This window comes from Streptococcus mitis (genome assembly GCF_023109515.1).
In the GTDB taxonomy this organism is placed as follows: Bacteria; Bacillota; Bacilli; order Lactobacillales; family Streptococcaceae; genus Streptococcus; species Streptococcus mitis_CS.
On sequence record NZ_JALDUM010000001.1, the window covers coordinates 193,797 to 217,571 of the forward strand.

The 23,775-nt window shown below is 39.9% G+C and carries 27 protein-coding genes and 1 tRNA gene; 25 read left to right on the plus strand and 3 right to left on the minus strand.

Going from position 1 to position 23,775, the window contains the following annotated elements; genetic code table 11:
• The 4 genes from M1G05_RS01030 to M1G05_RS01045 all read left to right on the plus strand — a co-directional run.
• Positions 1-1,729, plus strand: a 1,729-nt coding sequence (locus M1G05_RS01030) for a DUF1542 domain-containing protein (protein WP_474104188.1), incomplete at its 5' end; no start/stop codon positions are given.
• 162 nt (positions 1,730-1,891) lie between these two features.
• The gene (vncR, locus tag M1G05_RS01035) at positions 1,892-2,548 is read left to right on the plus strand and encodes a response regulator transcription factor VncR (RefSeq protein WP_049499901.1); all 657 of its coding nucleotides are present in this window, start codon (positions 1,892-1,894) and stop codon (positions 2,546-2,548) included.
• Positions 2,545-3,873 carry a sensor histidine kinase VncS gene (gene vncS / locus M1G05_RS01040; RefSeq protein ID WP_049502197.1) on the plus strand — a complete coding sequence of 443 codons (1,329 nt, stop codon included), beginning with the start codon at positions 2,545-2,547 and terminating at the stop codon, positions 3,871-3,873. The genes vncR and vncS overlap by 4 nt, the downstream gene beginning before the upstream one ends.
• Before the next feature lie 140 nt (positions 3,874-4,013).
• A complete protein-coding gene (locus M1G05_RS01045) occupies positions 4,014-4,895 on the plus strand; it encodes a class II fructose-bisphosphate aldolase (protein WP_023946263.1) in 882 nt (293 codons plus the stop codon).
• A gap of 147 nt (positions 4,896-5,042) precedes the next feature.
• On the opposite strand, the gene M1G05_RS01050 is transcribed toward M1G05_RS01045, so the two are convergent.
• Complete coding sequence (locus M1G05_RS01050) at positions 5,043-5,504, minus strand: helix-turn-helix transcriptional regulator (RefSeq protein WP_084930444.1); 462 nt, start codon at positions 5,502-5,504, stop codon at positions 5,043-5,045.
• A 497-nt stretch (positions 5,505-6,001) separates the two neighbouring features.
• Between M1G05_RS01050 and M1G05_RS01055 the strand changes: the two genes are divergently transcribed.
• The 8 genes from M1G05_RS01055 to M1G05_RS01090 all read left to right on the plus strand — a co-directional run bounded on the left by M1G05_RS01055 (position 6,002) and on the right by M1G05_RS01090 (position 11,432).
• Complete coding sequence (locus M1G05_RS01055; RefSeq protein WP_125423419.1) at positions 6,002-6,346, plus strand: hypothetical protein; 345 nt, start codon at positions 6,002-6,004, stop codon at positions 6,344-6,346.
• A 14-nt stretch (positions 6,347-6,360) separates the two neighbouring features.
• Positions 6,361-6,567, plus strand: a complete 207-nt coding sequence (locus M1G05_RS01060) for a hypothetical protein (RefSeq protein WP_084930441.1) — start codon at positions 6,361-6,363, stop codon at positions 6,565-6,567.
• Positions 6,568-6,989: 422 nt separating this feature from the next.
• The gene (locus M1G05_RS01065) at positions 6,990-7,982 is read left to right on the plus strand and encodes an ABC transporter ATP-binding protein (protein WP_049502196.1); all 993 of its coding nucleotides are present in this window, start codon (positions 6,990-6,992) and stop codon (positions 7,980-7,982) included.
• A gap of 1 nt (position 7,983) precedes the next feature.
• Positions 7,984-8,802 (plus strand): ABC transporter permease, encoded by an 819-nt coding sequence (locus tag M1G05_RS01070; protein ID WP_247952769.1) that lies wholly within the window; start codon positions 7,984-7,986, stop codon positions 8,800-8,802.
• A 1-nt stretch (position 8,803) separates the two neighbouring features.
• Positions 8,804-9,589 carry an ABC transporter permease gene (locus tag M1G05_RS01075; protein WP_033684901.1) on the plus strand — a complete coding sequence of 262 codons (786 nt, stop codon included), beginning with the start codon at positions 8,804-8,806 and terminating at the stop codon, positions 9,587-9,589.
• A 100-nt stretch (positions 9,590-9,689) separates the two neighbouring features.
• A tRNA-Thr gene (locus M1G05_RS01080) sits at positions 9,690-9,762 on the plus strand.
• Positions 9,763-9,980: 218 nt separating this feature from the next.
• Positions 9,981-10,871 (plus strand): hypothetical protein, encoded by an 891-nt coding sequence (locus M1G05_RS01085; RefSeq protein ID WP_004255742.1) that lies wholly within the window; start codon positions 9,981-9,983, stop codon positions 10,869-10,871.
• Positions 10,872-11,123: 252 nt separating this feature from the next.
• Positions 11,124-11,432 (plus strand): hypothetical protein, encoded by a 309-nt coding sequence (locus M1G05_RS01090; protein ID WP_247952771.1) that lies wholly within the window; start codon positions 11,124-11,126, stop codon positions 11,430-11,432.
• Positions 11,433-11,514: 82 nt separating this feature from the next.
• On the opposite strand, the gene M1G05_RS01095 is transcribed toward M1G05_RS01090, so the two are convergent.
• Entirely contained in the window at positions 11,515-11,874 is a 360-nt protein-coding gene (locus M1G05_RS01095) for a DUF3397 family protein (protein WP_004242853.1), read from the minus strand.
• 91 nt (positions 11,875-11,965) lie between these two features.
• On the opposite strand from M1G05_RS01095, the gene mnmL reads away from it, so the two are divergent.
• The 5 genes from mnmL to M1G05_RS01120 all read left to right on the plus strand — a co-directional run bounded on the left by mnmL (position 11,966) and on the right by M1G05_RS01120 (position 16,778).
• Positions 11,966-12,922 (plus strand): tRNA modification radical SAM protein MnmL/YtqA, encoded by a 957-nt coding sequence (gene mnmL, locus M1G05_RS01100; protein ID WP_023946280.1) that lies wholly within the window; start codon positions 11,966-11,968, stop codon positions 12,920-12,922.
• Positions 12,906-13,463, plus strand: coding sequence for a tRNA 5-(aminomethyl)-2-thiouridylate-methyltransferase MnmM (mnmM, locus tag M1G05_RS01105; protein ID WP_247952774.1), 558 nt, complete (start codon positions 12,906-12,908; stop codon positions 13,461-13,463). Before mnmL ends, mnmM begins: the two co-directional genes overlap by 17 nt.
• On the plus strand, positions 13,456-13,710 hold the full coding sequence (locus tag M1G05_RS01110) for a hypothetical protein (protein WP_049516044.1): 255 nt from the start codon (positions 13,456-13,458) through the stop codon (positions 13,708-13,710). The genes mnmM and M1G05_RS01110 overlap by 8 nt, the downstream gene beginning before the upstream one ends.
• A gap of 11 nt (positions 13,711-13,721) precedes the next feature.
• Entirely contained in the window at positions 13,722-15,776 is a 2,055-nt protein-coding gene (locus M1G05_RS01115; protein ID WP_247952775.1) for a cation:proton antiporter, read from the plus strand.
• A gap of 141 nt (positions 15,777-15,917) precedes the next feature.
• On the plus strand, positions 15,918-16,778 hold the full coding sequence (locus M1G05_RS01120) for a YihY/virulence factor BrkB family protein (RefSeq protein WP_247952777.1): 861 nt from the start codon (positions 15,918-15,920) through the stop codon (positions 16,776-16,778).
• An 80-nt stretch (positions 16,779-16,858) separates the two neighbouring features.
• On the opposite strand, the gene queA is transcribed toward M1G05_RS01120, so the two are convergent.
• Positions 16,859-17,887 carry a tRNA preQ1(34) S-adenosylmethionine ribosyltransferase-isomerase QueA gene (gene queA, locus M1G05_RS01125; protein WP_247952782.1) on the minus strand — a complete coding sequence of 343 codons (1,029 nt, stop codon included), beginning with the start codon at positions 17,885-17,887 and terminating at the stop codon, positions 16,859-16,861.
• Between the two features lie 150 nt (positions 17,888-18,037).
• On the opposite strand from queA, the gene M1G05_RS01130 reads away from it, so the two are divergent.
• From M1G05_RS01130 to M1G05_RS01165, 8 genes are all read left to right on the plus strand, one after another.
• Entirely contained in the window at positions 18,038-18,745 is a 708-nt protein-coding gene (locus M1G05_RS01130; protein ID WP_049516047.1) for a glucosamine-6-phosphate deaminase, read from the plus strand.
• 150 nt (positions 18,746-18,895) lie between these two features.
• The gene (rpsU, locus tag M1G05_RS01135) at positions 18,896-19,072 is read left to right on the plus strand and encodes a 30S ribosomal protein S21 (protein WP_000048054.1); all 177 of its coding nucleotides are present in this window, start codon (positions 18,896-18,898) and stop codon (positions 19,070-19,072) included.
• Between the two features lie 236 nt (positions 19,073-19,308).
• Entirely contained in the window at positions 19,309-20,244 is a 936-nt protein-coding gene (gene hprK, locus M1G05_RS01140; protein ID WP_024057508.1) for an HPr(Ser) kinase/phosphatase, read from the plus strand.
• Positions 20,237-21,025, plus strand: coding sequence for a prolipoprotein diacylglyceryl transferase (gene lgt / locus M1G05_RS01145; protein ID WP_000886648.1), 789 nt, complete (start codon positions 20,237-20,239; stop codon positions 21,023-21,025). The genes hprK and lgt overlap by 8 nt, the downstream gene beginning before the upstream one ends.
• Positions 21,026-21,409 carry a DUF948 domain-containing protein gene (locus M1G05_RS01150; protein ID WP_419991960.1) on the plus strand — a complete coding sequence of 128 codons (384 nt, stop codon included), beginning with the start codon at positions 21,026-21,028 and terminating at the stop codon, positions 21,407-21,409.
• A 15-nt stretch (positions 21,410-21,424) separates the two neighbouring features.
• The gene (locus M1G05_RS01155; protein WP_023946290.1) at positions 21,425-21,814 is read left to right on the plus strand and encodes a YtxH domain-containing protein; all 390 of its coding nucleotides are present in this window, start codon (positions 21,425-21,427) and stop codon (positions 21,812-21,814) included.
• An 83-nt stretch (positions 21,815-21,897) separates the two neighbouring features.
• The gene (gene hemW, locus M1G05_RS01160; protein WP_023946292.1) at positions 21,898-23,028 is read left to right on the plus strand and encodes a radical SAM family heme chaperone HemW; all 1,131 of its coding nucleotides are present in this window, start codon (positions 21,898-21,900) and stop codon (positions 23,026-23,028) included.
• A gap of 3 nt (positions 23,029-23,031) precedes the next feature.
• Positions 23,032-23,769: an acyl-[acyl-carrier-protein] thioesterase gene (locus M1G05_RS01165; protein ID WP_004238705.1), complete on the plus strand. Its 738-nt coding sequence runs from the start codon at positions 23,032-23,034 to the stop codon at positions 23,767-23,769.
• Positions 23,770-23,775: the final 6 nt, after the last annotated feature.

The following is a 23,775-nucleotide window of genomic DNA, read 5'->3' on the forward strand; positions in this document are numbered from 1 at the left end:
TGAGCCAGTATCTCCAGCACCGAAAGTAGACGAGCCAACTGCAACAGCGCCAAAAGCAGAAGAACCAGCGACACCAGCACCAAAATCAGAGGAACCAACGACACCAGCACCGAAAGCAGAGGAACCAACGACACCAGCGCCGAAAGTGGAAGAACCAGCGACACCAGCGCCAAAGGTGGAGGAATCAGTGTCTCCAGCGCCAAAATCAGAGGAGCCAGTAGCACCCGCACCAAAATCAGAGGAACCAACGACACCTGCTCCGAAAGCGGAAGAACCAGCGACACCGGCACCGGTAACCCCAAGCGAAGAAGCACCGGTCACATCAGGCGATACCAATTCCACTGCACAGCCAGCTGGAGAATCAGGTAAATCTGAAACAAAGTCAGAACCTTCTAATACTCCATCTGCGGAAGCTACAAATGATTCAGGTAATGTAGCAACATCAAGTCCGGTAACAGATGGTACTACTTCAAACACAGGGACTACAGAACAACCTGAAACTCCAGCTTCAAAACCAGAAGCAACAATACCCAAAGAGGATAAACTACCAACTAATCAAAATGGAGATACATCAAATCCAGTAGATTCAAAGGATGAAACACCAAATCCGGCTCCGGCACCTAAAGAAGATACTTCGTCTGAAGAAGTAGCACCTAAAGATGAAAAATTTGAGGAAGCGAAAAAAGAAGGAAAGGATATTATTGAAGGAATTGCATCTTCAAAACTTAGTGAAATAGAAAAAGTTAAAGACGAAGCCGAAAAAGAAAAATTAAAAGCGGAATTAAAAACATTAAAAGAAGACGCATTAGCCGCAATAAAAAATGCTAAGAATCATGATGCTGCAGTAGCTGCTACAGATGAATATCAAACTAAGATTGATGAGATTAATGTTCCAGGTGAAGAATTACCAGCACCAAATTATAATAAAGATAATTTAACAAATGGTCGTAATGAGGGTACTACTATTAATGATGGAAGTACAGCAATAGGTCATGGATCAGGTGAAGCTACAGCAACAACTCCAGCACAACCTTCTTCAACTTCAGAAAGGACTTCAAGTTTTAGAAATGCCCCATCAGTTCAAGCAAGAGCAAGAAGAGTGGCACGTTCAACATCAGAACCAGATGGAACTGTAAATATTAGCTATAACTTTGCTGGAATGCCAGATATTCATGGCTTCCTATCTGATCCGGGAGAAGATAACACTGTGACAATTCCTGCTGGGACGAGTGAAGCACAGGCAAAAGTGCTAGTAAAAGAAAAAATTCAAGCCAAGATAAAAGACCTAGCTGCTAGAGGGTATCATGTGAAAAATGACATTATTTTTGAACAAGATACTACTGTGAAAAATTATAACTACGTCGTTACATTCACTAAGGAGGCTACAGGAACTTCAGGTTTCAGAATGGCTCCAGCAGTTCAACCGCGCGCTAGCAGAAATCGTAGAAGTCTAGAACAGCCAGCTCCTCAAAAGGTCAAAGTCAATGTTTTTTATAACTTTGATCAAATGAAAGATATTGCAGGTTTCCTAGGAGATATCAATGGAACTTCTCTTGAAATTGCAGAAGGTTTATCAAATGAAGAGGTGAAAGTAGCAGTTAAGAAACAAGTTGAAGCTAAGAAAGAAGAGCTGAGCAAACGCGGCTATACTTTCAAAGAGGACTATGTCTATCAATCTAATGGGAAAGATTATAATTACGTTGTAACATTTTCAAAAGCAGCTAAATAATTTTCATTCTATAGAGAGTGAAATGCAAGCAGAGAGAGCGATAGGCTCTCTTTGTTTTATCTAGTGGTCAGTTGATTACAGACAAAAGGCCAGTAAGAGGCTATAATAAATAGAGTAGGTATTTATTCTAAGAAAAAATAAAAAATAGAGAGCAGTTAAAGTATGAAAATTTTAATTGTAGAAGATGAAGAGATGATCCGTGAGGGGGTCAGTGACTATTTGACGGATTGCGGTTATGAAATCATTGAGGCAGCAGATGGGCAAGAAGCCTTAGAAAAATTTTCCAGCTATGAAGTAGCCTTGGTTTTACTGGATATTCAGATGCCCAAGCTCAATGGCCTAGAAGTCCTAGCTGAGATTCGTAAAACCAGCCAGGTCCCTGTCTTGATGTTGACAGCCTTTCAGGATGAGGAATACAAGATGAGTGCTTTTGCTTCGCTAGCAGATGGCTATCTGGAAAAACCTTTCTCCCTTTCCCTCTTAAAAGTGAGGGTGGACGCGATTTTCAAGCGTTACTACGATACGGGACGAATCTTCTCCTATAAGGATACCAAGGTGGACTTTGAGAGCTACAGTGCCAGCCTAGCAGGTCAAGAAGTGGCTGTTAATGCTAAAGAGTTGGAAATTTTGGACTATCTGGTGAAAAATGAAGGAAGGGCATTGACTCGATCTCAGATAATCGATGCCGTATGGAAAGCGACAGATGAGGTTCCCTTTGACCGTGTCATTGATGTTTATATCAAGGAACTGCGGAAAAAGCTAGACTTGGATTGCATCCTCACTGTGCGCAATGTTGGTTATAAATTGGAGCGAAAATGAAACGAACAGGTTTATTTACAAAGATATTTATCTATACCTTCTCGATATTTAGTGTTCTGGTTATCTGCCTTCATTTGGCTATTTATTTTCTTTTTCCTTCGACTTATCTGAGTCATCGTCAGGAAACCATTGGTCAGAAGGCAACAGCCATTGCCCAGTCCCTAGAAGGGAAAGATAGGCAGAATATCGAGCAAGTGTTAGACTTGTATTCCCAGACTAGTGATATCAAGGGGGCCGTTAAGGGCGAGATGACCGAGGACAAGTTAGAAGTCAAAGACAGCCTTCCTCTGGACACAGGCCGCCAGACCACCTCTCTCTTTATTGAGGAGCGTGAGGTGACAACGCAAGACGGTGGTACTCTGACTCTCCAGTTTCTAGCTTCCATGGACTTGCAAAAGGAAGCAGAGCAAATCAGTCTCCAGTTTCTTCCCTATACCTTGCTGGCATCCTTTCTAATTTCTCTTTTGGTAGCCTATATCTATGCTCGGACTATTGTTGCTCCAATTTTGGAAATCAAGCGGGTGACCCGTCGGATGATGGATTTGGATGCCCAAGTGCGATTGCGCGTGGATTCTAAGGATGAGATTGGGGATCTCAAGGAACAAATTAATAGCCTCTACCAGCATCTTTTGACTGTGATTGCGGACTTGCATGACAAGAATGAAGCCATTCTCCAGCTGGAAAAGATGAAGGTTGAGTTCTTACGTGGTGCCTCTCATGAACTGAAAACACCTCTGGCTAGTTTGAAAATTCTGATTGAAAACATGAAAGAGAATATCGGCCGCTATAAGGATAGAGACCACTATCTGGGAGTTGCCTTGGGGATTGTGGATGAGCTCAATCACCACGTTCTCCAGATACTTTCTCTCTCTTCTGTGCAGGAATTGCGAGATGATAGGGAAATAATAGATCTCCTCCAGATGACGCAAAGTCTAGTTCAAGATTATGCTTTACTAGCCAAGGAAAGAGAACTTCAAATTGAAAATGGTTTGAACCATCATCAGGCCTATCTAAATCCATCAGTCATGAAGTTGATTCTTTCTAACCTCATCAGCAATGCCATCAAGCATTCTGCTCCAGGTAGTTTGGTTCGTATTGGAGAGAGAGAAGGGGAACTTTTTATAGAAAATAGCTGCAGTCCAGAAGAACAAGAAAAACTAGCCCAGTCTTTTTCTGACAATGCTAGTCGCAAGGCCAAGGGTTCTGGGATGGGGCTCTTTGTGGTCAAGAGTCTATTAGAACATGAAAAATTACCTTATCGTTTTGAGATGAAGGAGAATCGTTTGACCTTCTTCATAGCTTTTCCAAAAGTCGCCCAAGACTAGGGAGAGAAAGGGTTTACATAGAGGAAGCTAGAAGAAATTCAATCGAAACTGCGGGAAAAACTAGATTTTTTTGTCAAAAAGTGATAAAATGAACAATGTAAATGGGATGACCCATAAAAATATACAGGAGGCCTGATAAAATGGCAATCGTTTCAGCAGAAAAATTTGTCCAAGCAGCTCGTGACAACGGTTATGCAGTTGGTGGATTTAACACAAACAACCTTGAGTGGACTCAAGCTATCTTGCGTGCAGCAGAAGCTAAAAAAGCTCCAGTTTTGATTCAAACTTCAATGGGTGCTGCTAAATACATGGGTGGTTACAAAGTTGCTCGCAACTTGATCGCTAACCTTGTTGAATCAATGGGTATCACTGTACCAGTAGCTATCCACCTTGACCACGGTCACTACGAAGATGCACTTGAGTGTATCCGAGTTGGTTATACTTCAGTTATGTTTGATGGTTCACACCTTCCAGTTGAAGAAAACCTTGAAAAAGCTCGTAAAGTTGTAGAATTTGCTCATGCAAATGGTGTATCAGTGGAAGCTGAAGTTGGTACTATCGGTGGTGAAGAAGACGGAATCATCGGTGATGGTGAATTGGCTCCAATCGAAGACGCTAAAGCAATGGTTGAAACTGGTATCGACTTCTTGGCAGCTGGTATCGGTAACATCCACGGTCCTTACCCAGCAAACTGGAAAGGTCTTCACCTTGATCACTTGCAAAAATTGACTGAAGCTGTTCCAGGATTCCCAATCGTATTGCACGGTGGATCAGGTATTCCTGATGAGCAAATCCAAGCAGCTATCAAACTTGGTGTTGCGAAAGTTAACGTTAACACTGAATGCCAAATCGCATTCGCTAACGCAACTCGTAAATTTGCTCGTGACTACGAAGCAAACGAAGCAGAATACGACAAGAAAAAACTCTTCGACCCACGTAAATTCTTGGCTGATGGTGTAAAAGCTATCCAAGCATCAGTTGAAGAACGTATCGACGTATTCGGTTCAGAAGGTAAAGCTTAATCTAGCTGAATAATACAGATGAAACCTGCCCATTGGGTGGGTTTTTTGATTAAACAAAAATTTATTATTATATAAATAAAAATAAGCGAAAAACGATTAGATGATTGATCGTCTTTTGCTTATTGTTTTATTTTTTCAAAATAAATATTATTTCTTATCTTTTGAGTTCATTAAGGCTGCAACAACTGGTGCCCCAATAATTGCAGCAAGTGAGCCTATGACTGTAGCAGCATTTTTGACAGTAGATGTGGTTGCAATTAATGAAGATGCTTCACTAATTTGTTCAAAATCTAATGATTTATTTTCAGACGCTGCATATTTTTCTGATTCATCAAACAAATTTAGCAACATTTCTGCTCTATCAGATCTGTCTTGATCTGTCGTTTTTAAATTTTCAATTTCAAAATCTATTACGGTACGTAATGCAATATAGTGGAGTTTTGTTAACCTACTATTTTGAGTTTCAAGATTGCTAATGGTTTGTTTAGTCACTCCTATAAGGTTTCCGAGATCTGAACTTGTCCAATTCAAAATCTCTCTAATAGCTTTTAGGTTATTTTGTAGAATTAATCTTGTATCTTCAGTTGATGGGTATTTTTCTTTTAACATATCTTCTTACCTATAATTTTATATTTCTATTATAACAAAAATAAAATATAATTTAAATAGCTGTCTACGATAAAATAGTTTACGTTAACAAAAACAAAATATTTGTATAAAATAATTGACAACTCAAAAATATTGTACTATACTATATTTAACTAAATAAGAGGAGAAGTAGAATTTAATTTAGATAATTATAGTAAAACTATTTTAAAAAAATTAAGAGGTGTGTTTTTATGGATATTCAATTGGTATTTATTTTATTGTTAGTTTCTTTGTGTATCTTTCTATTGGTTAGAAAGAACATAATTACAAAAAAGTTTACGGACTTTTTGATAAACAATAAAGGACCAGAAATAGATTTCATAGAATCTGGAGACTTAAGTGTCTTAGAATGTGCAAAAATACTGAACAAAAAATATAGAATTGGAATAGTTAATGCATATATAATTGTTTGTTCAATTAAAGCAAGTTAATTTTATATAAAGTAAAGGAGTGTTACAATGGATGAACTTGTAAAAAAAATAGCAGCTTTTGGTTTACCTGGTGTAGTACTAATGATAGCAATGAGTGCGACAGGATTAGCAGGTGGGGCAGCATTGACAGCAGCTTTAGCTGCACTTGGACCTTTTGGAATGATAGGAGGAATAGTTCTTTTAGCAACTATTGGTTTATTAGCCGATAAGATAGCGGAGTTAGGTTATGAAGAAGTTACAAAGCTTGTTCTTAAAGAACATCTTAAAACATCTTCTAAGGAAGAAGCTATTGAATTGGTTAAAAAATATCCTATTACAAAATCGATGAAATTAAAAATAATTGACTACATTGAAAATTTTAATGAAAATTAAAAAGAGGTAATATTATGGCAAAACTATACGAATGTAGAGAGTGCTTACAACAGTTTACAAAAAAAGAAATTGATTGGGAAGCTAGTGATGAAAGATATGAAGATTGCTACTGTCATGACTGTTCAAGATTTCTAGAACAATGTGGTATTGATGCGATGGATCCTGATGGATTTGGATACGATGATTATGGTAATTGGGATCCAGAACGTTTAGGTTTTTAGATTTTTATGGGTTTTAACATACTAAATTAGAAATATTTTACTTTATATCTACCCTGCCCTTCTGGGCAGGTTTTTTGGTGTTTTAAGGAGACTATTAAGCCAGAATTTTGGACTAATACTCTTCGAAAATCTCTTCAAACCACGTCAGCTTTATCTGCAACCTCAAAGCTGTGCTTTGAGCTACCTGCATCTAGCTTCCTAGTTTGCTCTTTGATTTTCATTGAGTATAAAAATACCACTTTAAGAGAAAAAATTTCAATTTCATAAACTTTAGGCAAACGCTTGCATTCCATTTCTTATTGGATTATAATAGGTTGGTATAAAGCCTTCTGTAATAATATTGAGAAGGTGTAGAAAGTAAGGATTTAGAATATTTGTAGTCAAAAACACAATGTTGCTATTCCTTACATAGGGAGATAGATATGGCAATGATAGAAGTGGAACATCTTCAGAAAAACTTTGTGAAGACTGTTAAGGAACCGGGCTTGAAGGGGGCTTTGCGCTCCTTTATTCATCCTGAAAAGCAGACATTTGAAGCGGTCAAGGATTTGACCTTTGAGGTCCCAAAGGGGCAGATTTTAGGATTTATCGGGGCTAATGGTGCTGGGAAGTCGACAACCATTAAAATGCTGACAGGGATTTTAAAACCGACATCTGGTTTTTGTCGGATTAACGGCAAGATTCCCCAGGACAATCGCCAAGATTATGTCAAGGATATTGGAGTGGTCTTTGGGCAAAGAACACAGTTGTGGTGGGATTTGGCTCTACAAGAGACCTACACGGTCTTGAAGGAGATTTATGATGTTCCAGACTCGCTCTTCCACAAGCGCATGGACTTTTTGAATGAAGTCTTGGATTTGAAGGACTTTATCAAGGACCCCGTGCGGACTCTTTCACTGGGACAACGGATGCGGGCGGACATTGCAGCTTCCTTGCTTCACAATCCTAAGGTTCTCTTTTTAGATGAGCCGACCATTGGGTTGGACGTCTCGGTCAAGGACAATATTCGTCGGGCCATTACTCAGATCAATCAGGAGGAAGAAACCACCATTCTCTTGACCACTCACGACCTGAGCGACATTGAGCAACTCTGTGATCGGATTTTTATGATTGATAAGGGGCAGGAGATTTTTGATGGAACGGTTAGCCAGCTTAAGGATACATTTGGCAAGATGAAGACTCTCTCCTTTGAACTGCTACCAGGTCAAAGTCATCTAGTTTCTCACTATGAAGGCTTTTCGGATATGACAATTGATAGACAAGGGAATAGTCTCAACATTGAATTCGATAGTTCACGCTACCAGACAGCTGACATTATCAAGCAAACCCTGTCTGATTTTGAGGTCCGCGATTTGAAGATGGTGGATACGGATATTGAGGATATTATCCGTCGCTTCTATCGAAAGGAGCTCTAAGATGGTCAAATTGTGGAGACGTTATAAACCCTTTATCAATGCAGGGATTCAGGAATTGATTACCTATCGAGTCAACTTTATTCTCTATCGGATCGGCGATGTCATGGGTGCTTTTGTGGCCTTTTATCTCTGGAAGGCTGTCTTTGATTCTTCGCAAGAATCTTTGATTCAGGGCTTTAGTATGGCAGATATCACCCTTTACATTATCATGAGTTTTGTGACTAATCTTTTGACCAGGTCTGATAGCTCCTTTATGATTGGGGAGGAGGTCAAGGATGGCTCCATTATCATGCGCTTGTTGAGACCAGTGCATTTTGCGGCATCTTACCTTTTTACAGAGCTTGGCTCCAAGTGGTTGATTTTTATCTCTGTTGGCCTTCCATTTTTAAGTGTCATTGTTTTGATGAAAATCGTATCTGGGCAAGGGATTGTAGAAGTGCTGGGATTAACTGTCCTTTATCTTTTTAGCTTAACGCTGGCCTATCTGATTAACTTTTTCTTTAATATCTGCTTTGGATTTTCTGCCTTTGTGTTTAAAAATCTTTGGGGTTCCAACCTACTTAAGACTTCAATAGTGGCCTTTATGTCTGGAAGTTTGATTCCCTTGGCTTTCTTTCCAAAGGTTGTTTCAGATATTCTGTCCTTCCTGCCTTTTTCATCCTTGATTTACACTCCGGTCATGATTATCGTTGGGAAATACGATGCCAATCAGATTCTTCAGGCGCTCGCTTTGCAGTTTTTCTGGCTCTTAGTGATGGTGGGGGTGTCTCAGTTGATTTGGAAACGAGTCCAGTCCTTCATTACCATTCAGGGAGGTTAGTATGAAAAAATATCAACGCATGCATCTGATTTTTATCAGACAATACATCAAGCAAATCATGGAATACAAGGTGGATTTTGTAGTTGGTGTTCTGGGAGTTTTTCTGACCCAAGGCTTGAACCTCTTATTTCTCAATGTCATTTTTCAACATATTCCATCCCTAGAAGGTTGGACTTTTCAAGAAATCGCCTTTATCTATGGATTTTCTTTGATTCCCAAGGGATTGGATCATCTCTTTTTTGACAATCTCTGGGCGCTAGGGCAACGCCTAGTCCGAAAAGGGGAGTTTGACAAGTATCTGACTCGTCCTATCAATCCGCTCTTCCATATACTCGTTGAGACCTTTCAGATTGATGCCTTGGGCGAGCTCTTGGTCGGTGGTATTTTACTAGCGACAACAGTATCAAGTATTGCTTGGACGCTTCCCAAATTCCTGCTTTTCCTAGTTTGTATTCCTTTTGCGACCTTGATTTATACTTCCTTAAAAATCGCGACAGCTAGTATCGCTTTTTGGACCAAGCAGTCAGGCGCCATGATTTACATTTTCTATATGTTTAATGATTTTGCCAAGTATCCCATTTCAATTTATAATTCAGCTCTTCGTTGGTTGATTAGCTTTATCGTGCCATTTGCCTTTACGGCCTACTATCCTGCTAGCTATTTCTTGCAGGACAAGGATGTAATCTTTAACATCGGAGGTTTGATATTGATTTCTCTGGTTTTCTTTGTCATTTCCCTTAAACTTTGGGATAGGGGCTTGGATGCCTACGAAAGTGCAGGATCCTAAGAGGAAGAAACTCAAAGCCTTGTCTCAGGACAGGCTTTTTCTAATAGGAATGAAAATTCCTTGACATCCATCCTCAGAGTGCTATACTGTAAGTGTAATCGCCGATTTAGCTCAGTTGGTAGAGCACCGCACTCGTAACGCGAAGGTCACAGGTTCAAACCCTGCAATCGGCAAAGTGATGAAACTCATTCTACTGGGTTTCTTTTTTATAAATATATATAATTTTAAAAAATTATGATATAATCTATTTTAATTAAGTTCAAAAAAGAGTTTGATAGCAGTCTTTAATTATGATAACTTTTTATATTATTTTTTGAACTTGAAACAATTCACTTATGCTAGAAAAAACTCGTAAATTTATCTAAGATAAATGAAAAATAGGAGCAATAACATGAATAAGAAAGACTTTGAAGAGAAAAATGGTCCTAAAACAACTGTTTCAAATGTAGCGAAGGGATTCTCTCCAACTAGAATTGTTGGGAAGGCTCTCAAGATAAAAGTCTATATTGGTATTTCTCTTAGTCTTTTGGTTGTTGCAATCGTAGCAAGCATCCTTTTCTTATCACCAAATGAAAAGAAAGAATCAAACGAAGCTATTCCTTCGATTGCAAAAAAAGAGAACAAAAGTCAAGAATCGACAGATAATTCTAAAGCATCTGAAATCAAGCAGAAAGAGGAGGAAATCCAGAAACTCAAGGATCAGCTAGCTAGTTTAGATAGCAAAGTCGCTGAGTCAGAGAAGTTAGTTGACAAGCTAAAAGAAGAAACCGCTGTTCTGAAACTGGATATTGAAGCACTAAGAAATAATGATTTATCTAGTTTGAAAGGTATATGGCGTACAGCTTCAGGTAATGAATATGTTATTAATGAGTCTGGGGAAATGCGTTCCTCTTGGCTGTCGAATGGTCAAAAGAATGAATCTATTGTCGAATTGAAAGCATCAGGTGGAAAAAATAGTCAAAATCCAGAAACAGTTTTTATTAGTGCTTGGGTAAAAGATTCAGTTGCTGGAGGTTTTATTGTAGTTGCAATACCTAGCGGTATTGTCTTAGAGTCCGCTGAGAATGGAAAATTTACTGATAAGTCAAATCCTGCTGAAGATAGACTTGTGGCTGGACAAAGTTATGTTAGTATGCTTATGAAACCAGAAGATGTTTATTATCGTGTAAAACCAGATACTAGTAAACTTGAGGAAGAGGAGAAGAATTTAGCTCAACTACAGGCTGAACGCGAAGCAATCAAAACTTCTCTAGAATCTAAGGAAAAGAAAAATACGAACTAGAAAAACTAGTTTAGAATCTAACTTTCGATTGTTTTAGTTCAGAGATACTGTTGCAATCACTAGAATGAAGAAGCTGATTAGGGCTTCTTTTTCTTTCATTTTAACTATTGAACCATTTAGACCGAGATAGAGACCAGATAGGCAAAAGCACTTGTTCTTGACACTGACCTCTGCTATAATGATTTTTGTAAGGGACGTGAGACGTCACTATCAGATAACTCAAGTTCATAAAAAAGAAATTGGAGATAAAAAATGAAAAAATTATTAGGGATTATATTTTTAGTAGCAGCAGCGACAGTAGTGTATTTTGGTTCTGTTGGATGGCCAAGTTTAAATGTCAACCTCTGGTCATTGATTCCGGTAGGGCTGTTCCTCTTTTTCACTCTAGAGAATCTTTTGAAAAAAGACTACAAGGCTAGTCTGATGTGTTTGATTATTGCCTTTATTATTGCGAATGCAATTTTGGACCTTTTGCCAATTTCAAGTGGCTTGGTAATTGGAGCGGGCGTACTAGCTTGCATTGGTATTGGATTTATATTTCCTGATAAAGAAGGAAAATAGGAATTTATGAAAAAGTAGATAAAGAAAAAAACACTTCAATCATTGTATTTTAGTTTGATTGAGGTGTTTTCGATTTAGTTTTTTATTTCTGAGCCATCAATTCAACAATCATCTCGATATACATGACAAGGGTTAATAAGAATCCTGCACGCCAGAAGAATTTGATGAATTTAGGATAGTAAAAGCTGCGTTTTTTCAAAAGGAAGAAAAAAACGAGAATAATGGCTAGAAGTGAGAGGGCTAGGCCTAGTCTAGGGAGGAAATTATGGGTAAAGGTTTTAGCTGTAATAAGGTAATATTCAAATACCAAGACTGGAAAAGCCAAATCCGCAAAATTTCGTCCTAGTTTTTTTAATCTAAAAAGTTTGGTTATGATAATGCAGACTACTAAGGTCAGTATCAATAATAAAATAGATGCTAATTTCATTAAAATCATACCCATATTGTATCATAAAAAATCGCTAATGGAAACGAGAAACAGAGGAATTTATAGGAAAGTCAGGCTTTTGAGATTGTGGGTGTTTTTTGTTATAATGAAAGTTATGAAATCTTATAACACCTTGAATGATTATTATCGAAAACTCTTTGGAGAAAAGACCTTTAAAGTCCCTATTGATGCGGGGTTTGACTGTCCCAATCGTGATGGGACTGTAGCTCATGGAGGTTGTACTTTTTGTACGGTTTCAGGTTCTGGAGATGCTATCGTAGCACCGGATGCGCCTATCCGTGAGCAATTTTATAAAGAAATTGACTTTATGCATCGTAAGTGGCCTGATGTTCAGAAGTATCTGGTTTATTTTCAAAATTTTACCAACACCCATGAAAAGGTGGAAGTCATTCGAGAGCGCTATGAGCAAGCTATCAATGAACCGGGTGTAGTAGGAATCAATATTGGAACGCGCCCAGACTGTTTACCAGACGAAACTATCGAATATTTGGCTGAGTTGTCGGAACGCATGCATGTAACGGTTGAATTGGGCTTGCAGACCACTTATGAAACAACCTCTGATCTGATTAACCGTGCCCATTCCTATGAGTTGTACGTGGAAACGGTCAAGCGTTTGAGAAAGTATCCCAAGATTGAGATTGTTTCCCATCTTATTAATGGCTTGCCTGGTGAAACCCATGAGATGATGATTGAAAATGTCCGCCGCTGTGTTACGGATAACGATATTCAAGGGATTAAACTGCATTTACTCCATCTTATGACAAATACTCGTATGCAACGAGATTACCACGAAGGACGCTTGCAACTGATGAGTCAGGACGAATATGTCAAGGTTATCTGCGACCAATTGGAAATCATTCCCAAGCATATTGTCATTCATCGAATCACAGGAGATGCACCTAGGGATATGCTGATTGGGCCTATGTGGAGCCTCAATAAATGGGAAGTTCTCAACAGTATTGAGATGGAGATGCGACGTCGCGGAAGTGTTCAAGGATGCAAGGCTGTAAAACAGGAGTTTGAAAATGAAAAGACCACTTGAGATGGCACATGATTTTTTGGCTGAGGTTGTAACTCAGGACGATATCGTAGTGGATGCGACAATGGGAAATGGTCATGACACGCTTTTTCTAGCCAAGCTAGCTAAGCAAGTCTATGCCTTTGATATTCAGGAGCAAGCCTTGGAAAAGACCAAGGAGCGTTTGGGCCAGGCTGGAATGACAAATGCCCAGTTAATCTTGCAAGGCCATGAGACACTGGACCAGTTTGTGACAGAAGCCAAGGCAGGGATTTTTAATCTGGGATATCTGCCGTCAGCTGATAAGTCTGTCATTACCCGACCTCAGACAACGATTGAAGCCTTAGAAAAGCTGTGTGGCTTACTTGTCAAAGGTGGACGGATTGCTATCATGATCTACTATGGTCATGATGGAGGAGATATTGAGAGGGATGCTGTCTTGGAGTTTGTTAGCCAGTTGAACCAACAAGAGTACACAGTTGCCATTTACCGAACTTTAAACCAAGTCAACAACCCACCATTTTTAGTGATGATTGAGAAATTAGAGAGATATAGACATGGATAAACAATACCTACGTGAAAAGCTGGATGCCATGCGCCAGAATTTTGTTGAATCAACTCACCACGAACGAGCGGTGGGTGTGTTAGACCAAGCGCATATGAGCAAAAAAATGCTTAAAATCAAGAAAAAATTAGTTACTCTTGAAATGGAACGGTGCCAGAGAAAAATTGAGCACAAAGACTGTTCCAAGATTGACCAAAAAATCAAAGAGCAGAAGGAGATATTTGAATCCTGTTGTAAAAAAGATTAAGGAGGACGTGCGTGGAATTACTGATTTACCTCATCCTATTTTTACTGGTCTTGATTGTCTCAAGTACAACCAATAAGCTCCTGCCCTTTTTGCCTCTTCCTTTGGTGCAAATTCTTTTGGGAATTGTGATTGGTCTCTTTTTACCCAATACCAACTTTCACCTCAATACAGAGTTGTTTTTGGCACTGGTTATCGGTCCCTTGCTTTTCCGAGAGTCTGAAGAAGCGGATATTACGGCTATTTTAAAACACTGGCGAATCATTGTTTATCTCATATTTCCAGTGATTTTCATCTCGACCTTGAGTTTGGGTGGCTTGGCCCATCTTCTTTGGTTCAGTCTTCCCTTGGCGGCTTGCTTGGCTGTTGGGGCAGCCCTTGGTCCTACGGATTTGGTGGCCTTTGCCTCTCTTTCGGAGCGGTTTAGCTTTCCTAAGCGCGTGTCCAATATTCTTAAGGGTGAAGGACTCTTGAATGATGCATCTGGTTTGGTTGCCTTTCAGGTTGCCTTGACAGCCTGGACAACTGGAGCCTTTTCCCTTGGGCAAGCGAGTAGTTCGCTCATCTTTTCAATCCTAGGCGGTTTTTTAATTGGATTTGTAACAGCAATGACTAACCGTTTCCTACATAGCTTCTTGCTGAGTGTGAGAGCAACGGATATTGCCAGCGAACTTTTATTAGAATTGAGTTTGCCTCTGGTGACCTTCTTCCTAGCAGAAGAAGTCCACGTTTCAGGGATTATTGCCGTTGTAGTTGCTGGGATTTTAAAGGCAAGCCGTTTTAAGAAAATTACGCTCCTCGAAGCACAAGTGGATACAGTAACCGAGACGGTTTGGCATACAGTGAATTTTATGCTGAACGGTTCTGTCTTTGTGATTTTAGGGATGGAGTTGGAAATGATAGCAGAACCTATCTTGACCAATTCAATCTATAATCCTATACTTCTATTGGTATCTCTTATAGCCCTTACCTTTGTCCTCTTTGCTATTCGTTTTGTCATGATTTATGGCTATTATGCCTATAGGACTAGACGTCTCAAGAAAAAGCTAAATAAGTATATGAAGGACATGCTTCTTTTGACCTTCTCAGGTGTCAAGGGAACGGTGTCGATTGCTACGATCCTTCTGATACCAAGTAATCTAGAACAGGAGTATCCTCTCTTGCTTTTCCTTGTCGCAGGTGTGACGCTAGTAAGCTTTTTAACAGGCCTCGTGGTCTTGCCTCATCTTTCTGATGAACAGGAAGAAAGCAAGGACTATCTCATGCATATTGGCATTTTGAATGAAGTAACGCTAGAGTTGGAAAAAGAGTTGGAAGACACCAAAAATAAACTTCCCCTTTATGCGGCTATTGACAATTACCATGGACGTATTGAAAATCTCATCCTGAGTCAAGAAAATAAAGGGGCTCAAGAAGACTGGGAGGCCTTGAAACTTCTCATTCTCAGTATTGAAAGTGATGGTTTAGAACAGGCTTACGAAGAGGACAAGATGAGTGAGCGTGCCTATCGAGTTTACCAACGTTATTTGAAAAACATGGAACAAAGTATCAATCGTAAGTTTGCGTCACGATTGACCTATTATTTCCTTGTTTCCTTGCGGATTTTACGTTTTCTCCTTCATGAAGTTTTTACCTTTGGTAAGACCTTCCGCAGTTGGAAAAATGAAGAATCACAGAAACTCAGAGCTCTTGACTATGACCAAATTGCAGAGCTCTATCTAGAAAATACAGAGATGATTATCGAAAGTCTGGAGAACCTAAAAGGGGTTTATAAGAGTTCTTTGATCAGTTTCATGCAGGATTCTCGTCTCCGAGAAACAGCTATTATTACCAGTGGTGCCTTTGTTGAACGGGTTATCAATCGTGTTAAGCCCAACAATATCGATGAAATGCTGAGAGGCTATTATCTGGAGCGCAAGTTGATTTTCGAATATGAAGAGAAACGATTGATTACGACCAAGTATGCCAAGAAATTACGACAAAATGTGAATAACTTAGAGAACTATTCTCTCAAGGAAGCTGCCAATACCCTGCCTTATGATATGGTGGAATTGGTAAGAAGAAATTAGTTAATACTCTTCGAAAATCTCTTCAAACCACGTCAGCTCTATCTGCAACCTCAAAACAGTGTTTTGAGCAACCTGCGGCTAGCTTCCTAGTTTGCTCTTTGATTTTCATTGAGTATAAGATTGTAAGTGAAGGAGTGTGACATGAAGAAGTGGTGGAAAGAGCTGACAGACAAGTCTTTAGTAAAAGCTTTTTTGCATTATTATCAAGCATCAGATAGTGAGTTGACCAGTGTCGCAGTGGCCTACTATTGGTTGATTTCGATTTTCCCCCTACTTTTGGTGGTGGTCAATATCCTCCCTTATTTTCAGATTCCAGTTTCTAATTTTTTAAAGGTTGTCAATGAATTCTTGCCGGATACCATGTATGATGTGGTCGCAAAGATTATTACAGAAGTGCTGACCCAACCTTCAACGGGTTTATTGAGTTTTGCGGTTTTGTCAGCCCTCTGGACCTTTTCAAAATCCATGAATTTCCTACAGAAAGCCTTTAATAAAGCTTACGGAGTAGCAAAAAATCGTGGACTGATTTCCCATCAGCTCATGAGTTTGTTTGTCAGTTTTGGCTTGCAGATTCTCTTTGCTTTAGCCCTCTTTCTCAGTGTCTTTGGTCGCATGCTCCTCAACCTTATCAAAAGTTACTGGAAATCGGATAGTCCTCTCTTTGATTATCTGCAAGACCTAACAGGTCCCTTGGTCTATGCTTTGATTTTTGCAATCTTGGTCATGCTTTATTATTTCCTGCCTAATGTTAGGGTCCGACGAATTCACTTTGTATTGCCAGGTAGTGCTTTTGTCATGCTGACTCTGGCCTTACTGCTCAATATCTTTTCAGTCTATGTTAACAATTATGTCAATCACCTAGTGGACGTGCGTTTTTTCAGTTCCGTCGTCGTGGTGGTCATGATGTTCTGGTTTATTCTCATCGCTAAGATTTTAATTGTCGGCGCGGTGATCAATGCCAGTGTTCAGAGTTTGAAAGATCCGAGCTTTAGAATAAATTAATTTCATTTTTTATCCATTACAAAACGCATACTATCAGGATTTATAAAACCTTGATAATATGCGCTTTTTGATTGTGAAAATTAGTAGATAAACATGGCATCGCCAAAACTAAAGAAGCGGTAGTGTTCTTGAATGGCATGCTGGTAGGCATCTAGGACCAATTCACGACCTGCAAAGGCAGAAACCAACATGACCAGAGTTGATTTTGGCAGGTGGAAGTTGGTTGAGAAGGCATCCACGACCTTCCATTCATAGCCAGGTTTGATAAAGATATTGGTCCAGCCAGAATCTGCTTGGATTTGCCCATCAAACTTAGAACCAATAGTCTCTAAAGTGCGTATAGAAGTGGTTCCAACAGCGATGATACGACCTCCATTTTCCTTGACAGATCGAAGGGTGGCAGCTGCTTCCTCAGAAAGTTGGTAGAATTCTGAGTGCATTTCGTGTTCGTCCAGATTGTCAACTGAAACAGGTCTAAAGGTTCCGAGTCCGACATGAAGAGTCAAATAGACTAGATGAACACCCTTAGCTTGGATTTCTGCTAGCAGTTCTTTAGTGAAGTGTAGTCCAGCAGTTGGTGCTGCAGCAGAGCCACTTTCCTTGGCGTAAACAGTTTGATAGCGTTCGCGGTCATCCAGTTTTTCATGGATATAAGGCGGTAGCGGCATTTCTCCCAGACTTTCCAAAACTTCTAGGAAAATTCCTTGGTATTCAAAGCGGACAATGCGGCCCCCGTGAGTCAATTCTTCCGTAACGACAGCGCTGATACGGCCGTCACCAAAGCAAACGCGAGTGCCGACCTTGAGGCGTTTGGCAGGTTTGGCCAGAACTTCCCACTCGTCTCCAGCAGTATTTTTGAGCAGGAGAAGTTCCACATGGCCTCCAGTTTCTTCCTTTTGACCATAGAGGCGGGCAGGGAGAACTCGGGTGTCGTTCATAACAAGGGCGTCACCAGGTTCCAGCATATCAATAATAGAGTGGAAGTGTTTATCCTGCATTTCTCCAGTATCACGGTTGACAATGAGGAGTTTGGAAGCATCTCGTTTTTCAAGGGGCGTTTGGGCAATCAATTCCTCGGGTAAATGGAAATCAAAATCAGCTGTATTCATATATCTGTTCATTCTTTCTAAGTTCTAATCCTATCCATTATAACATGTTTCAAGTTTGGACGCTCTTTTTTTAGAAATTAAATCGTTTTCACTTGACAAAAATTGGTCTATACCATATAATAAATATAGATTAAAACGGAGGATGAAAAGATGAAAGTTATTAAAGTTGAAAACCAAATCGAAGGTGGAAAAGTTGCTTTTGAGATTTTGAAGGAAAAATTGGCCAACGGCGCTCAAACCCTAGGACTTGCAACAGGAAGTAGTCCACTTGAATTTTACAAGGAAATTGTTGAGAGCGACCTTGATTTTTCAAATCTAACCAGTGTCAACCTAGATGAGTATGTAGGGCTTGATGGGGACAACCCACAGTCTTATCGTTACTTCATGCAAGAAAACTTGTTTAACCAAAAACCATTTAAAGAAAGTTTCTTGCCTCGTGGGGTTAAGGACAATGCTGAAGCTGAAGTTGAACGCTACAACCAAATTTTGGCTGACCATCCAGTTGACCTCCAAATCTTGGGAATCGGTCGCAATGGACATATCGGATTTAATGAACCTGGTACTCCATTTGACAGTCAAACGCATCTGGTAGAGCTTGACCAGTCTACTATTGAAGCCAATGCGCGCTTTTTTGACAAGATTGAAGACGTTCCAACTCAAGCCATTTCAATGGGAATTAAAAACATCTTGGATGCCAAGTCAATTATTCTCTTTGCTTATGGTGAGTCGAAAGCAGAAGCCATTGCCGGAACAGTGTCTGGCCCAGTGACTGAGAATCTCCCAGCAAGTAGCCTCCAAAATCACCCTGATGTGACGATCATCGCAGATGCTGAAGCGCTCAGCCTACTTGAAAAATAAAAAACGAAACCCTTCAGTTTCTTCTATCTGAGTGCTTTAAACTCTTGTATAAATGGCAAAAAAATCAAAATTAAACCGGATTTTTTCTTGACAATTATTCCTTTTACGTGTAAAATAGAATAGATCTTGAACTTGAAGGGAGTGAAAAAAATGTCTAAAACAGTAGTACGTAAGAATGAATCTCTTGACGACGCACTTCGTCGTTTCAAACGTGCGGTTACTAAAGCTGGTACTCTTCAAGAAACACGCAAACGTGAATTCTATGAAAAACCTTCTGTAAAACGTAAACGTAAATCAGAAGCAGCTCGTAAACGTAAAAAATTCTAATTAGAAATGAAAGGCTGGAGAAATCTAGTCTTTTTTCTTTTAATACTCTTCGAAAATCAAATTCAAACCATGTCAACGTCGCCTTGCCGTACTCAAGTACAGCCTGCGGCTAGTTTCCTAGTTTGCTCTTTGATTTTCATTGAGTATAAATAAATACTTCAAAGCCTGCAAAAATCTGAAACTTCTAAGGACAATTTGATATAATAGTAAAAAGAACTCGATTGAAGGAGGAAATGATGTCGGTTTTAGTAAAAGAAGTGATTGAAAAGCTTAGACTAGACATTGTCTATGGCGAACCAGAATTACTTGAAAAGGAAATTAATACCGCGGACATTACGCGACCTGGTCTTGAAATGACAGGCTATTTTGACTACTACACTCCAGAGCGAATCCAGCTCTTGGGAATGAAGGAGTGGTCCTATCTCGTTTCGATGTCCTCTCACAACCGTTACCAAGTCTTGAAAAAAATGTTTCTACCTGAGACACCTGCGGTTATTGTTGCCCGTGGTTTGGTGGTTCCGGAGGAAATGTTAAAGGCAGCCAGAGAATGTAAGATTGCCATTTTAACCAGTCGTACAGCAACCAGTCGTTTATCTGGGGAGTTATCTAGTTATCTGGATTCTCGTTTGGCAGAACGGACCAGTGTGCACGGTGTCTTGATGGATATCTATGGTATGGGTGTCTTGATTCAAGGTGATAGTGGCATCGGTAAGAGTGAGACAGGTCTGGAGCTTGTCAAACGTGGTCACCGCTTGGTAGCAGATGATCGCGTAGACATCTTTGCCAAGGACGAGATTACCCTTTGGGGTGAACCGGCTGAAATCTTGAGACACCTGATTGAAATTCGTGGGGTTGGGATTATCGATGTTATGAGCCTCTACGGTGCGAGTGCCGTCAAGGATTCTTCACAAGTCCAGTTGGCTGTTTATTTGGAAAATTACGATACACATAAAACTTTTGATCGTCTTGGAAACAATGCAGAGGAACTTAAAATTTCTGGCGTATCTATTCCTCGTATTCGTATTCCAGTTAAAACAGGTCGTAATATTTCTGTTGTGATTGAGGCTGCTGCCATGAATTATCGTGCCAAGGAAATGGGCTTTGATGCGACTCGTTTGTTCGAAGAACGCTTGACCAATCTTATTGCTCAAAACGAGGTGCCTAATGCTTGATCCAATTGCTATTCATCTAGGCCCTCTAGCCATTCGTTGGTATGCCTTGTGTATTGTGACAGGCTTGATTCTTGCGGTTTATTTGACCATGAAAGAAGCACCTAGAAAGAAGATCATACCAGACGATATTTTAGATTTCATCCTGATAGCTTTTCCTTTGGCTATTTTAGGAGCACGTCTCTATTATGTTATTTTCCGTTTTGATTACTATAGTCAGAACTTGGGAGAAATTTTTGCCATTTGGAATGGTGGTTTGGCTATTTACGGTGGTTTGATAACTGGGGCTATTGTACTCTATATCTTTGCTGATCGTAAACTCATCAATACTTGGGATTTCCTAGATATTGCGGCGCCTAGCGTCATGATTGCCCAAAGTTTGGGTCGCTGGGGCAATTTCTTTAACCAAGAAGCCTATGGTGCAGCAGTGGATAATCTGGATTATCTACCTGGCTTTATTCGTGACCAGATGTATATTGAGGGGAGCTATCGTCAGCCAACCTTCCTTTATGAGTCTCTATGGAATCTTCTTGGATTTGCCTTGATTCTGATTTTTAGACGAAAATGGAAGAGCCTTAGACGAGGTCATATCACTGCTTTCTATTTGATTTGGTATGGTTTCGGTCGTATGGTCATCGAAGGTATGCGGACAGATAGTCTCATGTTCTTTGGTCTTCGAGTGTCTCAATGGCTATCAGTTGTCCTTATCGGTCTTGGTATTTTTATCATTCTATATCAAAATCGAAAGAAGGCCCCTTACTATATTTCAGAGGAGGAAAACTAAATGTTAGAAGTTGCATATATTCTTGTAGCCCTTGCTTTGATTGTATTTTTAGTGTATTTAATCATTACTGTACAAAAGCTTGGACGTGTTATCGATGAAACAGAGAAGACGATTAAAACCTTGACTTCAGATGCGGATGTGACCTTGCATCATACCAATGAATTGCTGGCTAAGGTCAATGTCTTGGCAGATGATATCAATGTCAAGGTGGCAACGATTGATCCACTCTTTAGTGCAGTGGCAGATTTATCTCTATCTGTTTCAGACCTCAATGACCATGCGCGTGTCTTGAGCAAGAAAGCTTCTTCAGCTGGTTCAAAAACACTTAAGACTGGTGCAAGTTTGTCAGCTCTTCGTGTAGCAAGTAAATTTTTCAAAAAATAAAAAAGGAGAATTCTTATGGGTAAACTATCCTCAATCCTTTTAGGAACCGTTTCAGGTGCAGCTCTCGCCTTGTTTTTAACAAGCGACAAGGGCAAACAAGTTTGCAGTCAGGCTCAAGATTTTCTAGATGATTTGAGAGAAGATCCTGAGTATGCCAAGGAGCAGGTCTGTGGAAAACTGACAGAAGTCAAGGAGCAGGCTACAGATTTTGTTCTTAAAACCAAAGAACAGGTTGAGTCAGGTGAAATCACTGTGGACAGTGTCCTTGCTCAAGCCAAATCATGTGCTCGTCAAGCGACAGAAGCATCAAAAGATCGATTCAATAATCTCAAGGAGCAATGGCAAGAAAAGGCTGAAACTCTTGATGAATCAGAAGAGATTGTTATTGACATAACAGAAGAATAAACCATCACCATCTCTGGACGGACTATGTATCTGGGGATGGTGATTTTTTTCTCGTAGCCTGTCTTTGTGGTATAATAATTACTATGCAGAAAAAACCAACGTCAGCCTATGTGCACATCCCATTTTGTACCCAGATTTGTTATTACTGTGACTTTTCAAAAGTTTTTATCAAGAATCAGCCGGTAGATAGTTATTTGGAGCATTTGCTGGAAGAGTTTCGTTCTTATGACATTCAAAAGTTACGAACCCTTTACATCGGTGGTGGGACGCCAACGGCTTTGTCAGCACCGCAATTAGAGGTGCTCTTAAATGGCTTGACTAAAAATCTAGATTTGTCAGTCTTGGAAGAGTTGACCATTGAGGCCAACCCAGGCGATTTGGATGCAGATAAGATAGCTGTTTTGAAAAACTCGGCTGTCAATCGTGTTTCGCTAGGTGTGCAAACTTTTGATAACAAAATGCTGAAAAAGATTGGGCGCAGTCATTTGGAGAAGGACATTTATGAAAATATCGACCGCCTGAAACTGGCTGGTTTTGACAATATCTCTATTGACTTGATTTATGCACTGCCTGGTCAGACTATGGAGCAAGTTAAGGACAATGTGGCTAAGGCCATTGGGCTGGATATTCCCCATATGAGTTTGTATAGTTTGATTTTGGAAAATCATACGGTCTTTATGAACCGTATGCGACGAGGGAAATTGCCTCTGCCTAAGGAGGAACTTGAGGCTGAGATGTTTGAGTATATCATCGCAGAGCTGGAGCGAGCTGGTTTTGAACATTATGAGATTTCTAATTTCTCAAAGCCTGGTTTTGAAAGTCGCCACAATCTCATGTACTGGGACAATGCTGAATACTATGGCATCGGTGCTGGGGCCTCTGGTTATGTCAATGGTGTACGCTATAAAAATCATGGTCCCATTCGTCATTATCTTAATGCAGTTGAGGAAGGCAATGCTCGCATCACAGAAGAGCACCTGAGTCAAAAAGAGCAAATGGAAGAAGAAATGTTCTTGGGACTCCGCAAGAAATCAGGGGTTTCCATGGCGCGATTTGAGGAAAAATTTGGACGGTCTTTCGATGGACTTTATGGAGAAATTGTCAGAGAATTGGTTCAACAAGGTCTCATGCAAATAGATGGTGACCGAGTTCGTATGACAAAAAGAGGTCTCTTTTTAGGAGACACCGTAGCAGAACGATTTATTTTGGAGTAGATGATGGGCTTAACTTATCGAATGAAAATGAAAATTCCTTTTGATATGGCTGATATGAACGGTCATATCAAGCTTCCAGATGTGATTTTGCTATCCCTTCAAGTTTCAGGGATGCAGTCGATTGAGTTAGGAGTTAGTGATAAGGCCATTTTGGAAGAGCATAATCTGGTCTGGATTATCACAGAATACGATATTGAGGTGGTTCGTTTGCCTCGTTTTGCGGAAGAAATTACCATCGAAACGGAAGCTTTGAGCTACAATCGGCTCTTTTGCTACCGTCGCTTTAACATTTATGATGAAGCAGGTCAGGAACTCATCCACATGATGGCGACCTTTGTTCTCATGGACCGCGACAGTCGAAAAGTCCATGCTGTCGAACCTGAGATTGTGGCTCCGTATCAGTCTGATTTTGATAAAAAGCTTATCCGTGGGCCAAAGTATGAGTCTTTGGAAGAACCATTCAGCAAGGATTACCATGTTCGTTTTTACGACTTGGATATGAATGGTCATGTTAATAACAGTAAGTATCTGGACTGGATTTTTGAGGTTATGGGAGCGGATTTTTTGACCCAATATATTCCCAAGAAAATCAACCTCAAGTATGTCAAGGAAGTTAGACCAGGTGGGGTGATTACATCGGCTGTTGAACGGACTGGACTGGAAAGCAAGCATGAGATTACAAGCGACGGGGCTACCAATGCCCAAGCTATCATCACTTGGCAAGAAATGAAGAAGGATTAGAGAAAA